11 protein-coding genes, 1 tRNA gene and 1 pseudogene are annotated in these 15,108 nt (G+C 58.2%); 6 read left to right on the top strand and 7 right to left on the bottom strand.

Annotated elements, in window-relative coordinates; all coding sequences use genetic code 11:
- Genes D0Y96_RS13085 through D0Y96_RS13070 form a run of 4 tightly spaced genes read right to left on the bottom strand, consistent with a single transcriptional unit; the run spans position 1 to position 3,881 of the window.
- A complete protein-coding gene (locus D0Y96_RS13085; RefSeq protein WP_117300544.1) occupies positions 1–753 on the bottom strand; it encodes a TrbG/VirB9 family P-type conjugative transfer protein in 753 nt (250 codons plus the stop codon).
- Positions 750–3,236 (bottom strand): VirB4 family type IV secretion system protein, encoded by a 2,487-nt coding sequence (locus D0Y96_RS13080; protein ID WP_117300542.1) that lies wholly within the window; start codon positions 3,234–3,236, stop codon positions 750–752. The genes D0Y96_RS13085 and D0Y96_RS13080 overlap by 4 nt, the downstream gene beginning before the upstream one ends.
- Entirely contained in the window at positions 3,223–3,537 is a 315-nt protein-coding gene (locus D0Y96_RS13075) for a VirB3 family type IV secretion system protein (RefSeq protein WP_117300540.1), read from the bottom strand. The genes D0Y96_RS13080 and D0Y96_RS13075 overlap by 14 nt, the downstream gene beginning before the upstream one ends.
- Positions 3,538–3,551: 14 nt before the next feature.
- Complete coding sequence (locus D0Y96_RS13070) at positions 3,552–3,881, bottom strand: TrbC/VirB2 family type IV secretion system protein (RefSeq protein ID WP_158562376.1); 330 nt, start codon at positions 3,879–3,881, stop codon at positions 3,552–3,554.
- 472 nt (positions 3,882–4,353) lie between these two features.
- Between D0Y96_RS13070 and D0Y96_RS13065 the strand changes: the two genes are divergently transcribed.
- The gene (locus D0Y96_RS13065) at positions 4,354–4,575 is read left to right on the top strand and encodes a hypothetical protein (RefSeq protein WP_147325054.1); all 222 of its coding nucleotides are present in this window, start codon (positions 4,354–4,356) and stop codon (positions 4,573–4,575) included.
- Positions 4,572–5,726: pseudogene (locus D0Y96_RS20755) on the top strand (recombinase family protein); the annotation flags it as partial. The gene D0Y96_RS13065 and the pseudogene D0Y96_RS20755, both read left to right, overlap by 4 nt.
- A gap of 622 nt (positions 5,727–6,348) precedes the next feature.
- Here D0Y96_RS20755 and D0Y96_RS13050 read toward each other — a convergent pair.
- A tRNA-Phe gene (locus tag D0Y96_RS13050) sits at positions 6,349–6,423 on the bottom strand.
- A gap of 208 nt (positions 6,424–6,631) precedes the next feature.
- Here D0Y96_RS13050 and D0Y96_RS13045 point away from each other — a divergent pair.
- Positions 6,632–8,230, top strand: a complete 1,599-nt coding sequence (locus D0Y96_RS13045) for an adenosine deaminase family protein (RefSeq protein WP_117300534.1) — start codon at positions 6,632–6,634, stop codon at positions 8,228–8,230.
- A 22-nt stretch (positions 8,231–8,252) separates the two neighbouring features.
- Positions 8,253–9,518: a glycosyltransferase gene (locus tag D0Y96_RS13040; protein WP_117300532.1), complete on the top strand. Its 1,266-nt coding sequence runs from the start codon at positions 8,253–8,255 to the stop codon at positions 9,516–9,518.
- Positions 9,519–9,555: 37 nt separating this feature from the next.
- Here D0Y96_RS13040 and D0Y96_RS13035 read toward each other — a convergent pair whose 3' ends face one another.
- Together D0Y96_RS13035 and D0Y96_RS13030 are read right to left on the bottom strand one after the other, a co-directional pair.
- Complete coding sequence (locus D0Y96_RS13035) at positions 9,556–10,497, bottom strand: catalase family peroxidase (RefSeq protein ID WP_117300530.1); 942 nt, start codon at positions 10,495–10,497, stop codon at positions 9,556–9,558.
- A gap of 51 nt (positions 10,498–10,548) precedes the next feature.
- Positions 10,549–11,496, bottom strand: a complete 948-nt coding sequence (locus D0Y96_RS13030; RefSeq protein ID WP_117300528.1) for a VOC family protein — start codon at positions 11,494–11,496, stop codon at positions 10,549–10,551.
- 232 nt (positions 11,497–11,728) lie between these two features.
- Here D0Y96_RS13030 and D0Y96_RS13025 point away from each other — a divergent pair, with 232 nt between their 5' ends.
- Both D0Y96_RS13025 and D0Y96_RS13020 read left to right on the top strand, forming a co-directional pair.
- Complete coding sequence (locus tag D0Y96_RS13025; RefSeq protein WP_117300526.1) at positions 11,729–14,326, top strand: SpoIIE family protein phosphatase; 2,598 nt, start codon at positions 11,729–11,731, stop codon at positions 14,324–14,326.
- Positions 14,326–14,796: a DUF192 domain-containing protein gene (locus D0Y96_RS13020; protein ID WP_117300524.1), complete on the top strand. Its 471-nt coding sequence runs from the start codon at positions 14,326–14,328 to the stop codon at positions 14,794–14,796. The genes D0Y96_RS13025 and D0Y96_RS13020 overlap by 1 nt, the downstream gene beginning before the upstream one ends.
- Positions 14,797–15,108 lie beyond the last annotated feature (312 nt).

Genomic DNA, 15,108 nt, shown 5'->3' with positions numbered 1-15,108 from the left:
CTACTGCGCTTTCCGCTCAAAGTCGAGCTTGTGCTTGCCGATCTGGAGGTATCCCTTATCGACCACCGTGGGAATGATGTAGGTGCCGTCCTGCAACTGGAAGGTAATGAGGTCGGGCTTTTTGTCTTTCAGTTCATAGATGGAGAACTTCTCCGAGGCCGACGACTTGATATAGGTGAACTTGTCATCGTGATAGATGGCCGCCACATCGAAGGGGCTTTCATTGTGGAAGGTGTAGTCGAACTTCAACGCCTTTACGGGGTACTCGGCGCGAAACTGCTCTACGGCATTCGCCGCGCGGGTCTGAGCAGCCTGCATCTGGACGCGGGCTACTTCGATCTCACCGGCTGGCACGAGGTGGCTGACGCCGTTAGCGGCGGCGAGCGAAGAAGGGTCTGACGGCTCAATGACGACTTTTAGATCGGGATCGGTGCTTTCATCGTCGTTGAGCGTGAACGAGTACACGCTGCCCTTGTCGGTAATGAGATTCAGGTTGGAGTGGATGCCTTCTTTGGCGGGGTGCAAAAAGCAATAGTTCTGTACCGTGTCGATGATCCAGAAATCTTTATCTCCGGTAGCGACTTCGAGAATCTTCTCGGTGGCTGGCAACTGAATCAGGGTGGTGTAGCGCATCTTTGCGCGGATGCTCACAATGTCGTTGGCGTGGTACTTCACGATGCGGGCCGATTGCTGACCGTGGGCAACGGTAGCAACCAGGCCAAGCACCAAAGGAAAGATAGGGAAACGGTTCATGCAGCCTCCTTGTTATCGCGTGTTGGGTTAGTGGGGTTGGGGTAGTCCTCGGCCAAGCGCAGAAGTCCCTGCTCCGGGCCGAAGCGGTTGAAGTAATCCTGTCTGCGGAGGTTGTCGCGGGCGTTGTTTGTCGCCGTCCAGTAGCCAAGCGCATCGACTTCGAGCACCAGCTTTTTGGTGCCTTCCGGCTGTATCAGCAGCAGCTCACGCTTGGGCACTAGCGATTCCAGCAACTCAAGCTGGGTGTCGTTCAACTGGAAGACTTCGGAATAGAGCTTGCGGTCGATGTTGGGATTGGCAAGAAATATCTTGGTGGGGCAGGACTCGTTGACGACGTGCAGCATGTCGGAGGCTGCCAGCTCCACGACCGACTGCGTAGCCAGCACCATCGCACCATTCTTCTTGCGCCACGTCCGCTCTGCGCGGATGATCCATGCGCGGATAATCTGGTTCTTAAGGAAGATCCAAGCCTCATCAATCAGGAAGATTTTGAAGATGCCGGTGTTTTCCGGCCTCTCGATCTCGGACGATGCACGCTGCAAGACATAAAACAACAACGGCTCCAGAATGTCGGGGTAATCACTCCAGCCATCGAAGTTGAATGTCTGGAAGCGTGAGAACGTCAGCGTGTCCTCTACGTTGTCGAAGAGGTAGCCGAACTGCCCGGCCTGCGTCCAGCGGTGCAGCCGCTCTCCCAACGGGCCGAGGATGGACGCGAAGTTGGTCAACGTCCGAATCTCGCGGGGCAGTTTATAGATACGTTCCAGCCCGGCGTAGAGCGCCTTTTCATCGGCGGTGGTCAGCTCATAACGTCCGCCTGCCTCGATGAGCACGCGCAGGAACAGGTACAGAAAATTAAGGTTCTCGTGCGTCGGCTCCAGGGAGAACGGATTGATACTGAAGCCGGGATTTTTCAGGCCGACATTCAGATACGATCCGCCGAAGGCGCGAGTCAGCGTTTCATAGCTTCCGCCGAGGTCGAAGATGAACGTCAGCGGTTCATATTTCTGCGCGGACTGAATGATGGTTGATGCACAGAAGCTCTTACCAGCCCCGGTTGCCCCAAGCATCAGCGTGTGGGCTACGTCGCCCGAGTGCATGTTGAGGTAATACGGGGAGCCGTGCATTGATTCGAGAACAGCGAGATACTCGCGTTCGAGATGCGGATTCCATTGCTTGCCGGTATCGACGGTAAAGAGAAATGACAAGTCGGCGTAGTTGGAATTGAGCGCCCACTGTTTGCGAAGGTTGAATTGGCGATTGCCTGGGACCGTCGCAAAGAACGCATTGAGCAGGTTGTAGCGTTCCTCATAGAGCAGGCCGTCGTGCTGCGTGAACAGCTTTTGAAACTCGGCTACAGCCCGTTCAACCTTTGCCCGGTCCTGGTCGTAGACCACGACGGAAAGCGTGAACTCTCCGAAGCTCTTACCCTCCATGCCCATCGCTGTGAGGGCATTACCGAGTTCCGCGACTGCGGCGGCTTTGGAGTCGTCTACGAGGTTGTCCTGGTTCCCAGTATTCTCACGGTCCTGCAAGTTCGATACGAAGCTGGTTTTGGAATTGTGATGATGGCGGCGGCGTGAGGCGATTTCCTTGCGGGCCTTCGCATTGTCTACGGGGTGCCACTCCGTGACGACATGAAAGTTCGCCGGTATGTCGAGCAGGCCATTGAGGATTAAGGGCCGCGTTTCGCCGGGGAGCTCTTTCAGGGTCAGGACGCGGAGATAATCGTCATCCATTCGCAGGTGGCCGCGATGCGCCTCCAGCTCCGAGTCGCATACCTGCCAGTCGAGATGGCGTGCCCCGCACAGGGGCGCGTCGTTGATCTTTGAGGGGCGGAAGTTTACGAGACGCCGGACAAGCCGGAAGGTCTTCTCCGCCCCTAGCAGTTCGACCGTAGTAAGGTCGTTTAACTGCCCACTCAAACTCTGTACCTTCTGCTGCAATAACAGCCGGTCACGCTCGATCTGCTCATACAGCAGCGTGCGTTGCTGCTTACCGGCAAAGAGCGATTTCAATTCCTTCATGCCTGCGCGTGGAGATTTCGTAAGCTGGGACAGCGCATGGAGCAGGCCGGTCTTGGCATAGTTGCCATCGACCATGACGATCCAGAAGATTTCAATGCTGTAGAGCCGGTCGGCCTTCGATTGAAGAAAGGCGCTACGCTGCTCGACAGCCGCACGTACTAAAGGGTTGTCATACTCGGCGTGTGGTATCGCGGGCCGGTTGTGCTTGAAAAGAATCTGGTACAGGCGACACTTATCATCGAGGGAGCGGAAGGCTGCCTCCAGCCGCTTCACCGCATAATCACGTCCGGCATGGTCGAGGCTTTCGTAGTCGATGCCTCCGATACGCAGAGCAGCGCCCATGTCGCCGGTCTTGGTCAGAAAGCAATGCTCATCCCAAAAGCCGTACAGGTTGATGTGTGCCTGGAGGGAGCCTGCCTCCTTCCAATCCTTCGTGATGTGCTCAACCTTGAACATCGCGCCTCGTTATGCGTATCTCTGTGGCCTGCCATTTCATCGGGTCGTAGCGTCGGCGAAATTTGCTGGAGTTGAAAAGCACGCGCAGAATCTCCACGTCGTATTTGGTGGCACGCCGGGCGATCACCACGCCAACGATGAACAGGACGATTCCGCCTATGAGAGAATGCAAAAGGGAGAAGATCGCACCTCCCGAGATCAGAGCGACGAAGAACAACCGTCGCTCCGCTCCCAGGACAGTCAGCGGGCGGTTCATGGCCTTGAACACCGGACTCACCCTGCTATCCGCTGACTGAGACATGGATCACCTCCTCTCTAGCTTGGGAACAGCCAGCTCATAAAATTCACCGCGCCTATAGCCATACCCACGCCAAACACGATGCCAGCAAGGGTTTTCTTGCTCTGGCCTTCGCCATAGGCGAACATCAAGCCGCCGACGACAATGGCGACCAGCGACAATCCCGTAGCGATGGTTCCGGTAAAAGCGGTCTTCAGGACATTCACTGCGTTGTCCCACGGATCGCTGCTGCTTTGGGCATACACAGGCAGCGCGGTTAGCGCGAGAAGCGCCGGGGCAAGCAGGGTGAGGGGACGCTTAAGCGCCCGGTGGATACGAGGGATTTTGAGGCGATAACGCACCTTCATAAACAGTTCTCCTTTGTGAAATGGCTGCCTGACGAAGCATTTCGGCGGGGCGCTGAATGTGAAGGTAGGTCGGAAATTGGACCTGCGACGGGAATCGTTTTCGTCGGTATTTCCTGACAGGAGAAGCCGATTTGTCAGCCGTTGCGGTTGGCTGTTGTGTAAGTGTTCGGTCTTATCAAAGATATGAACCGCCGTCGAAAGCGGTGGGAATGTGTGAAATCCCAACGGGATTTCCAAAGAGTGTGGGAAGGGTGGAAAGCCGGTTTTATGGCTTTCCATGCTTTCCACACTCTGTCATTTCCACGGCTTGCTTTTAGTAAGAGCTGGCAGGGACGTACATAACGCCCTTTTGTAGGTGGTTTGGTTCTCCTGTCGGGCAATCACACGCAAAAATCTTCGGGGAGGAAGATAGGAAGTTCTCCTACGCTCCATTGTGAGGCGCTCACTTACCGGGTCGCTTTCAGGATGGGGCATGGCACGAGCAACGCGGAAAAGTCGGATTGAAGCCTCATCTCTGGCGGCAACAGAATCCGCCTCCCCTATCGACGCGCTCGTGAAAGACCTAATTGATGAGCTGATTGTGCCTATGTTGATTGAAGAATTCCTGCGTCAATATGGGCCAGCATCAAAGGCTAAAAAAGACTCATCGACGGGCGAATTTCAACCCGATACCGAGTTAAACTCGACCCCATGAATGCGACTGTGCGTTGTGCCATCTACGCTCGATATTCCTCCGATTTACAGAGGCTCACGTCCATTGAAGACCAACTGCGGCGATGCCGTGAATATGCCCATCAGCAGGGTTGGGTCGTGGTCGAGGATTTCGTGCGCTGCGACGAAGCAAGGTCGGCGGCGACTCTCGCGGGCAGAGAGGCGCTGCAATCGCTTTTAGCGGCTTCCAAGATTTCGCCGCCGCCGTTCGATTGTCTGGTTGTAGACGACACCTCGCGGCTGGCGCGGTATCTCCCCGATGTCCTGAAGATGAATGACAGTCTTCAGTACCACGGTGTATTTATCTATGCCGTCGCACAGCGATTGGATTGCAGAGAGAAAACCTCGCGCCCTCTGCTGACGCTGCACGGCATGATGGATGAGCAGTTCCTAGTAAGCCTGGGCGAAAAGGTACACAGGGGACAAGAGGGCCGCGCACTCAAGGGTTTTCAGCCTGGCGGCAAATGCTATGGATACCGCAACGTCCCTATCGAAGATCCTACCCGGAGCGGTAAGTATGGGAGGTTCGCGGTCAGCGGTGTGCAACTGGAACCTATCGAGGAAGAAGCCGCTGTAGTGCGGCGCATCTTTGAGATGTATGCGGACGGGAACAGTCAGACGACTATTGCCAAGACACTGAACGCGGAAGGGGTACTGGCTCCTCAACCTGCGCGGAACCGACTGACAAGAGCGTGGTGTACCTCTTCGCTTCACGAGATGCTTCGCAACGAGCGTTATCGTGGTGTCTTTGTCTGGAACCGGACGAAGAAGGAACGGAACCCGGAGACTGGCCGCAAGACCAGCAGGCCGCGTCCACAGGCTGAATGGAAGCGGGTCGATGTTCCTGAATGGCGCATCGTCACCGAGGAGCTATGGGAGCGCGTACAGAAACGGATTCGTTTCGTGGGGGAGCGCTTTACAAGCAAGCATGTGGGAGGATTCACCCGGACAGAGCGAAGCCGCCGCTATATCTTTAGCGGGCTTCTGATCTGCGGCGTCTGTGGCTCCAAGCTGGTGATTGCTTCCGGTTCGGGGAAGCGTGGCTATGTTAAGTACGGCTGTCCGAGTCACCGCTACCGTGGCACATGCTCCAACGGGCTAATGATCCGGCAGGACCGGCTGGAGGCGCAGCTCATCGCGGGACTGAAAGACCGCATCTCGAAGACGGAAGCCATCGAATATGCGCTGACGCGATTTCAAGACGGGTTGCAGAAGCGGCTCAAAGACCTACAGGAGCAAACACTGAGGGCGGCGGACACGGTGACGACCCTGCACAATCAACGCCGCGAACTGAAAGGGCAGGCGGTCAATCTGGGCGAAGCTATCGCTAAAATGGGCCATTCCTCGACCCTGCTCCACCAACTGGCGGGGATCGAGTCAGAGATTGAAAGGATTGATGAACGCCTTGCGTTGGCAAATCAACCCCTCGATCTGGCCTTCTCGTTGGAATTGATTCGAGACTTCGTTTCCGAAAAGGCGCTGGATTTCAATTTGGCCTTTGATTCGGAGCCGAGCAAGGCACGGCAGATTCTAGCGAACCACATCGAAAGGTTGGTCCTGACGCCCAGGGTGACGGAGGATGGCCCGGTCTACGACGTTTCCGGGGAAATTGACCTGTGCGGCGGGGATCGGGAGGGGATGAGCCTGGCGGTCAAGGCTTCTATGGGCCGTCAAGCAGGCAAAAAGAGTGTAATGCAGATGGTGGCCAGGGACTGGTTCGAGTGCCTTTGCACACGGCGCGGGTGTGTAATGGTGGTGGTGGCCAGAGACGGGATCGAACCGCCGACGCCGGCCTTTTCAGGGCCGCGCTCTACCACTGAGCTATCTGGCCTTGGGAATTCATGCTGAATCCAAGGGGCGCTGTCTAAAGCAGCACCGCAGAGTCGCCTGAAACGGCAAATGAAATGCCCGAACAGGGCTCCTGCCTTTCAAACAACCTCAGCCAGTATAGCAATCAGCGCTCTAATGGTAAATGCGCCGCGAGCCGCGGCGGATGCCATACACTTGACGCACAGCCTCAGAACCCGAGGAACATCACTATGCGCCTGTTCCGCCGCATTTGTCCGACCGCGGTTGCCTGTTCTGCCGTTTCGCGTCTGATCCTGCCCGGCGTTATTCTGTTTTGCCTCGCTGTATCGCCACTTCTGGCTGAAGCGCCGACCGGAGCGGCTGCCGCGTCTGCCGAAGCACGCGCCGCACGCGCCTTCGACGCCGCTCGCAATGATGGGCCGCCAGCGCTGCATGCGTTTTTGTATCGCATGCCCAAAGGTGGCGATTTGCATGTTCACCTTTCGGGAGCCGTTTATGCCGAAACATTTATTAAGGATGCAGGCGAAGACGGAATGTGCGTCAGCCCCACCCTGCTGCGCTTCGACCGCGCCACGCGCACGCCGGAGTGCCCGACGGGCGAGGTTCCGGCAAGCACCATCACCAGCGATCAACATTTATATGACGAACTGATCGATGCATTTTCCATGCGCACATTTATTCCGGTGACCGGAGAGGACGGGCACGATCACTTCTTCGATACTTTTGACCGGTTTGGAGGAACAGACAAGCGGCATAAGGCCGAATGGGTGGATGAGGTTGCCACCCGCGGCGCGGCACAGAACGAGCAGTATCTGGAGTTAATGGATACGCCGGATTTTAGCCGCGCTGCGGCGCTGGCGGAAAAGGTCGGCTATACCAGTGACTTCGTTGCATACCGGCAGAAGCTGCTCGATGGCGGTATTCGCGACAGTATTCCCGCCATTCAGGCAACGTATGACCGTGTGGACGCCGACCGCAAAGCTCTCGAACATTGCGGCGATCCGGGCGCGGAGCCGGCATGCCATGTACAGGTTCGCTATATTTACCAGATTCTGCGCGGCATGCCGCCGGCTGTGGTCTTTGCGCAGGTCATTCTGGGGCTCGAAACGGCTTCCGTCGATCCACAGTTCGCCGGCCTGAATTTCGTCCAGCCCGAAGACGGTTACATCTCCATGCGCGACTATCGTCTGCAGATGCAGATGCTGGACGCGGTGCATCGCTTTTACCCGAAGGTGCACATCAGCCTGCACGCCGGGGAGCTGTCGCCGGGCATGGTGCCGCCGGATGGGCTGACCTTTCACATTCGTTCGGCGGTCGAACAGGGGCATGCGGAGCGCATCGGGCATGGTGTGGATGTGATGTATGAGGATCGCCCGTACGAACTGCTGAAGGAGATGGCGGCGAAACATATTCTGGTTGAAATCAATCTCACCAGCAATGACGTTATTCTGAATATCAAGGGTAACGAACATCCCTTTATGCTCTATCGCAAATATGGCGTGCCGGTCGCACTGTCCACGGACGATGAAGGTGTTTCCCGCATCGATCTCACGCACGAATATGTGCGTGCAGCGGTTACGTATCCGCTGAGCTATGGGGACCTGAAACAGATGGCGCGCGCCTCTGTCGAGCATGCTTTTTTACCCGGCGAAAGCCTGTGGGAGCGGTTCACTCTGGAGAAACTCGGCACACCGGTGGCTGCATGCCGCGGACAGGTTGGCAATGAGACACCGGCCGGCAGATGTGCGGAATTCGTCCGGTCAAGCGAAAAAGCGCAGCAGGAGTGGGAGCTCGAACGCCGCTTCCATGCCTTTGAAGCCAGCTTCTGAACGCGGAGTCTGACGTTTTCTGATGCGCATTGTTTTCTCGACCTTCGGCACCTTCGGCGATGTCAATCCGCTGATTGCGCTTTCTCTTGAACTGAAGCGGCGCGGTCATACTCCGGTGCTCGCTGTGCCGGAGATGTTTCGCGCAAAAATCGAGCCGCTCGGCATCCCTTTTCATGCCGTGCGCCCTGACCAGGACCCGAACGATACGCGCCTGGTGGCCATGATCTACGACATCAAGAAGGGTACGGAGCGCGGACTGCGCGAATTCCTCTTTCCGGTTGTGCGCCACAGTTATGAAGATCTGCTGGCGGCGGTTGAGGCCGATGGGGGAGCTGACCTGCTGGTGACAGGCGAGCTGGCTTATGCCGGTCCGATTGTCGCCGAAAAGACCGGCATTCCCTGGGCATCGTATGTGCTGGCGCCTTTTTCCTTCTTCTCCGGCTATGATCCGCCGGTGCTGCCACCTTACCCAACGCTGGCACGGGTGCAGGCCATGGTTCCGGGAATGGGCCATGGCGTCGCGCGTTTTGCACGGTTTGTGACGCGCACCTGGCCGGAACCTATTTATGCGCTGAGGCAGGAGCTGGGTCTCGGCCGCGGACGCGATCCAATTTTCGACGCCAAACACTCCGAGCATCTTGTTCTGGCGCTCTTTTCAAAGGTGCTGGCTGCGCCTCAGCTGGACTGGCCGACCAGGACGCTGATTACAGGCTTCTCTTTTTATGACGGAGACGCCGGAAAAACAGAGCTCACGCCGGAGCTGGAACGCTTTCTCGCGGCAGGGCCGCCGCCGCTGGTCTTTACCCTGGGCTCGGCAGCGGTGATGCATGCAGGCGACTTCTACGAGCAAAGCGCGCGCGCTGCAGAGATGCTGGGCCAGCGCGCCGTGCTGCTGGTAGGGACAGACGAGCGCAACCTCCCGAAGCATCCGGTGCCCGACAGCATCTGCGTCACGCCATGGGCGCCGTACTCCGCTCTCTTTCCCCGCGCGTCGGCCATCATTCATCAGGGAGGCGTGGGCACCACAGCGCAGGCCCTGCGCGCAGGACGTCCGATGCTGGTCATGCCTTACAGCCATGACCAGCCCGACAATGCACGCCGCGTTCGCAGGCTGGGCGTTGCCAGGGTTCTTCAGCGCAAAGCCTACAACGCCCGCTCCGCGGCGCGCATTATCGAGGAGATGCTGTCAACTTCATCCTGCGCAGAAAACGCTGCTGCCGTGGCGCGCTCCATGCTGGAAGAAGATGGCGTGCGCGCCGCCTGCGACGCGCTGGAAGCCATCCGGTAACGGAGCCGCTTCTCCTCTGCCCCATTGCAGAGAAACGTTATGCGCTGCGCCGTTCCCGGCCACTGAGCAGATAAAGCGCCGCGCGCAGCTCCAAAAGCGGATCATCGGAGGGCTCGATGCCATCGATACGTGGAATGGGATCGAAGATGAGATGCTTCTGTTCCGCTGCGTCATCGGGGACACGCTCGGTCAAAGAAACGACTCCCAGCTCGACCAGATCCCTGTCTTCCGGCCAGTGAATGGTCGCGTTATCGACAGTATCGCCCGGCTCGGCAACCTGCACGACGATACGGAACTGGATCGGGCCGCTCTTCAGGTGCTCCGTCAGCTCATCGAAGAGGACGTCTGGAGCTTTTCCGGCAACCTCCGCATCGTCAATGTATTTGCTGCCCGCGACGGGAAGGATGCGGTAACGACCATAGCGGCTTACCCCGTCTTTATTGGTGAAGCGATAGGCGGTGACGGCGAAGAAAGTCTCGTTGGCGAAGCTGGCCGGGAAGGGTTTGAGAGCCTGCACAAAGGCGAGTGCCGCCGGATGACTGCCGACGAAGGCTTCGACCGGGTTGGGATGGGGTGATTCGGGTTTGGTTGCGGCAATGGCGCGCAAAAATTCCAGAAACTCGTCCCCTGTATGCGTGGGAAAACCGTCGACAGAGTGGCTGACGATATCGGTATGGACACGCTCGGCGAGATAAAACCGCAGAGCCATCCCCCAGGGGCGCGCGTTGGGATCGGTGTCGGGAATCTGCGGAATACCCGTTGAGTCAGAGAAACGGGCCAAGACCGGAACCGACTCACGCAGAATATGCGGGGCGCTGGTCAGCAAAGCTGCTTCCGCCGACGGCGTAAAGGTGCCCTTTATAAGGGCACCCTTTGCATGTGCGGGACGAAAGCCGGGATGGGGTCCGAAGATGGCATGAAACTGCGCAAGAAGCTCCTGTGCCAGGGAGACGAGGCGCTCATCGCTGGGAAGCGGCATGGGACTTTCCTTTCCGTTGAGTTCACTTCTGCTTCGTAGTGCTCCCGCGAGCTACGGCGTTCCCACGGGAGAAGGATTGGAGGCGGTAAAGGACGAACAACAGGGCTTCTCCACAGGCGCGTACTCCATCAACTCCACGCGCGTCTCGTCCGGGTCGAAGAGATTGAACTGCCACTTGCCGTCGAGCCCAAGCTGCATGCCGCTGTGTTCGCTGCTCAGACGGTCGTCCGCATGCAGCACGGTGACGGCTTTCTCCATATTTATCACGCCAATGGAAAAATGGTTCACCATGCCCCAGGAGCTTTCCGCCTTCTTCAGCGGCACGTCTTTTCCCGCCTGCCCCATCGAGAGCATGTATTCGAGCCAGTCGTGACCGTCGGGTACCTGCTGAGAAACCCAGTCGGTTTTGTCGGCATGCATGCCTCCGTACCAGTAAGGCCGAAAGCCAAGAATTGCCCGATAGAAAGTGTCCTCTTTTTCCCGGCTTTGTATCTTCATTCCCACATGAATGATGCGATGGCCGATCGGACCTGTCCCCGCAACCGGAAGCGGGTGCGCGGGCGGCTGCACGAACTGTACGGTATTGCCCTCCGGGTCTTTCACGTCGAACCAGAAACTGCCATCGGAGGCCTGCGTCACCTCGTTCGGCACGTCGACGCCATGCGCCTTCAGATACAGGCGCAATTGCTTCGCGCTGGTGGTGATGTAGCCCAGATGATCGAGCCGGTTGCCATAGGTGGTGTTTGACGGCAGCGGCAGCACCTCGACAAATTGCTCGGCGTCTACGTAGTAGCGAACTCCGGCGGGGTTTTCGGGATCGGGCGCCTTCTTCAGCCCCAGATCATGCATGTAAAACTGCTCGGCACCGGCAGCATCGGTGGTGTACACCGCAATATGCGAAATGCCGGTAATCGGCGGCCGCGATTGTGCCGCCGCGGACAGACCTGAAACAAGGGCGGCAAGAGCCAGCCCGGAAAAAATCAGGGGGAAACAACGCATCCAACAGCCTCCGGAAAAATATGCGCATCTTCTGCGTATCTGAGGATAGACCAGTTTCGTAATCGCTTTCATGGTTCCTGAGTAAAGCCTGCGGGTTCTGCAAAAACGTTTGACCTGCGATCCTACTTCCTGGAACCTGAGGGGGCGGTTACCTCTTAATGCGCAAAGCGTGCCTGCCCCAAAACCACACTCCAGGGAAGCCAAGAGCCGGGATACCATAGTTGCCAGCGTGATGAAGCCGAAAAGGTTCTCTCCTAATCTGCTGCGCGCCCTGCTGGGCCTTTATATTGTGGCCAGCGTCAGCTACTGGGTCGCAGGAGCAGTCGATGCATGGCAGATGACTGTGCACTGGGATCAGCGCGTTCGCGCTCCGCTTGTTTATGACGATGACTCGCACGTGATCTCGACCGTCGAGAAGGAAGCTGCGACTGCCGGCGTGACGAAGGGCGACCGCATCGAGGGCCTGAATGGCACTCCTTACAGTGGCGAGGCGCAGTGGGACGCTGTTCTGGCCGAGGACCATCCCGGTGACACAGTCGACGTGGAGCTGCAGCTTCCGAATGGCTCGCTGCGGTCTGCAACGATTACCCTTACCCGGATTACTCCGTACTGGCTCGGCACATCCTCTGTTCTGCGGTACTGGGAGCAATTCCTCATCATCGGCTTCCTTCCCCTGGCGTGTCTGGCGATCGGGTACTGGGTGGTGCTGGTCAAGCCAATGGAGCGAAATGCCTGGCTCCTATTGATTCTGCTGACCTTTCCGAGCGTCCTTTTTGTGAATCCAGGCCTTGCCACAGGCACGCCTCTGCTGCTGCGAACCTTCTGGTACCAGCTGATGCAGTACCTGGGTTCTCCCACTCTGCTGCTCTTCGGCATCTATTTTCCGGAGCGCTCACGGATCGATACCCGGCTTCCCTGGCTGAAATGGCTCATACTGGGTCCGCTCGCGCTTGCCGGGATTTTCCTCTTTCCCTATCTCTACAGCGGGTATTTTCTTGCCGGTGCCGGCCCGCACCTCGCCAGGGCCGCGAATGTCATCGGCAGCACGATCAATTTTCTGAACCTGCTCTGCGTCATTCTCTACCTCGTTCTTACGCTGGATAAACTGCGTTCCGCTTCGACAGAAGATGCCAGGCGCCGTCTGCGCGTACTGACCACCGGCATGAGCCTGGGCATGGGCGCGCTGCTGATTGTCTTTGTGCTGCTGCCGCATTTCGGCATCAGCGGTCACGACCGGAAGTACTACTGGCTGCAGTGGCTGGGCGCTGTGCTCTTTATGTTCGCCCCTCTCACGCTGGCCTATGTGGTACTGGTGCAGCGGGCTATGGATGTCCGCGTGCTTCTGCGCATGGGAACGCGGTATGCGCTGGCTCGTGCCACGTTATGGGTGCTGCAGGCAGCTCTGCTGGCGGCTGTCGGTGTGCTCCTGTTGCTGCCGGCGCTGCATAAACGCCAGCCCCAGCCGTTCGATATTTTTGGCGTAATCGTTTTCGGCGCTCTCCTGCTGGCGCTGCGCCTTGGCGTGCAGAAACGGCTCCAGCACTGGCTCGACCGTAAATTCTTCCGAGAAGCATTTGACGCCGAACAGATGCTCAACGACCTCTCCGACGAGGTGCGCCGTTTTACCGAGACGCAACCGCTGCTGGAGACCGTTGCCCGGCGAATAGCCGATACGCTCCATATCGACCAGATCGCGCTTCTGCTGCGAAGGGGCGAATACTTCCAGCTTCAGCAGTCGATCGGCGTCAGCGGCGGCGGAACGCTCACTCTGCCCGCGCAGTCTTCGGCGGTGCGTTTTATGGTGAACTCGAATGAGCCGGCGCGCCTTTACCGCAACGATCCGGATGCCTGGTACCTGATGGCCGGGACCGCGGAGCGCCGCGCCCTCGATATGCTCAATGCCGAGCTGCTGCTGCCGCTGCCTGGACGCAATCGGCTGATGGGTGTGATGGCGCTTGGGCCTCGGCGTTCGGAGGCCGCTTACTCCGGCAGCGATCTCAAGATTCTGCAGGCCGTTGCCTCTCAGACCGGGCTGGCGCTCGAGATCAGCGAGCTGGCGCACTCTTTAGCGTCAGAGGCGGCACAGCGCGAGCGCTTTAACCGCGAGATGGAAATTGCCCGCGAGGTGCAGGAGCGCCTCTTTCCGCAATATATGCCCGAGATTCCCGGCGCCACTCTTGCCGGGGAGTGCCGGCCTGCACTCGGGGTGGGCGGCGATTATTACGACGTGATCGACCTGGGCGACGGACGCGTGGGCCTGGCGGTCGGCGATGTCTCCGGAAAAGGCATCTCAGCGGCACTGCTGATGGCCAGCCTGCGCGCTTCGCTGCGCGGCATAACGCTCGACAATCCGCGCGATTTTGCCAACCTGATGCACAAGGTCAACCGCCTGGTGTATGAAGCATCGGCTTCAAACCGCTATGCCACCTTTTTCTTCGCATCGTACGATCCAAAGACGCGGCGACTGGAGTGCGTGAATGCGGGTCACAACCCGCCGGTGCTGCTCCGCGGAGCTCAGGCGATCCGGCTTGAGACCGGTGGCCCCGTCGTAGGACTTTTGCCCACTGCACCCTATACGGAGCAATCGCTGACGCTTGAGCCCGGAGATCTTCTGCTGCTTTACACCGACGGCATCAGCGAGGCCATGACTCACGATCAGGAAGAGTGGGAAGAGGAACGCATGATTGCCGCGGCCCGCTCCGCAACGGGCAAATCCGCCTGTGACGTGATGCGTGCCATCTTCCATGCCGTTGACGCCTTCACAGCCGGCGCCCCGCAGCACGACGATATGACGATGCTGGTGCTGAAGCTGGAAGAAGGCGGCTCATAATGAAATCCGCGGTTCTGTTTGTATCGCTGCTCGCCGCGACCATTACGGCCTGCTCGCAGGAGCCGCGGATTCCCTATGCGCCGCCACGCCCGGCAAACACGGCAGTGACCCTGCCGGATGGCGCGATCATCCATGCGGAGCTGGCGGACACCGAAGCGGAACGGGAATATGGACTGATGGGGCGCATCAGACTACCGGAAGACCGCGGAATGCTTTTCACTTATGACCAGCCCGGACGCTACGGCTACTGGATGTACCACTGCGAAATCGGGCTCGACATTGTGTGGATCGACGAGAATCGCCACATCGTCGAGATATCCGAGAACACACCACCGTGCAAAGGCAAGGCTTCCAGCTGCCAGACCTACGGAGGCCATATGGCCGCGATGTACGTGCTGGAGCTTCCGGCTGGATCGGCGAAGAAGCACTATCTGCGACAGGGACAGGAAGTGAAGTTCAACGCACCCTGAGCCGATCGGGCCAGATTCTGGATTGATTCCAACCCGGCAGTGTGGGATATTCGGCCTGCAGGCTTTGAAAAATTGCCGGAAATGCAAAACGCCTGCGAACGTGAAGTCCGCAGGCGTTGCAATTCAGTAGCCCTCCCCCAAGTGCTACTCAATGACTTTACTTTAATGTTCGGGACTACCACTGCCATCGCCCATTCGTGCCTGTTTATGGATTTGTCGTAATCAGCGGATGATTACTTCCATGGGATAAGTGGCAGACAACTCCTGAACCGGCTGGAAACCGGCCAGCCAATCGAACCCGCCTGTGCCTGG

Origin of the sequence: Paracidobacterium acidisoli, from assembly GCF_003428625.2 — a bacterium.
Lineage (GTDB): Bacteria > Acidobacteriota > Terriglobia > Terriglobales > Acidobacteriaceae > Paracidobacterium > Paracidobacterium acidisoli.
The sequence above is the reverse complement of the archived record's forward strand: the minus strand, read 5'-3'. Positions and strand labels throughout refer to the sequence as shown.

Coding starts and splice junctions, on each gene's coding strand:
- D0Y96_RS13065 (WP_147325054.1), top strand. CDS start 4,354: ATGGCACGAGCAACGCGGAAAAGTCGGATTGAAGCCTCATCTCTGGCG.
- D0Y96_RS13080 (WP_117300542.1), bottom strand. CDS start 3,236: ATGTTCAAGGTTGAGCACATCACGAAGGATTGGAAGGAGGCAGGCTCC.
- D0Y96_RS13025 (WP_117300526.1), top strand. CDS start 11,729: ATGAAGCCGAAAAGGTTCTCTCCTAATCTGCTGCGCGCCCTGCTGGGC.
- D0Y96_RS13035 (WP_117300530.1), bottom strand. CDS start 10,497: ATGCCGCTTCCCAGCGATGAGCGCCTCGTCTCCCTGGCACAGGAGCTT.
- D0Y96_RS13070 (WP_158562376.1), bottom strand. CDS start 3,881: ATGAAGGTGCGTTATCGCCTCAAAATCCCTCGTATCCACCGGGCGCTT.
- D0Y96_RS13045 (WP_117300534.1), top strand. CDS start 6,632: ATGCGCCTGTTCCGCCGCATTTGTCCGACCGCGGTTGCCTGTTCTGCC.
- D0Y96_RS13075 (WP_117300540.1), bottom strand. CDS start 3,537: ATGTCTCAGTCAGCGGATAGCAGGGTGAGTCCGGTGTTCAAGGCCATG.
- D0Y96_RS13030 (WP_117300528.1), bottom strand. CDS start 11,496: ATGCGTTGTTTCCCCCTGATTTTTTCCGGGCTGGCTCTTGCCGCCCTT.
- D0Y96_RS13020 (WP_117300524.1), top strand. CDS start 14,326: ATGAAATCCGCGGTTCTGTTTGTATCGCTGCTCGCCGCGACCATTACG.
- D0Y96_RS13085 (WP_117300544.1), bottom strand. CDS start 753: ATGAACCGTTTCCCTATCTTTCCTTTGGTGCTTGGCCTGGTTGCTACC.
- D0Y96_RS13040 (WP_117300532.1), top strand. CDS start 8,253: ATGCGCATTGTTTTCTCGACCTTCGGCACCTTCGGCGATGTCAATCCG.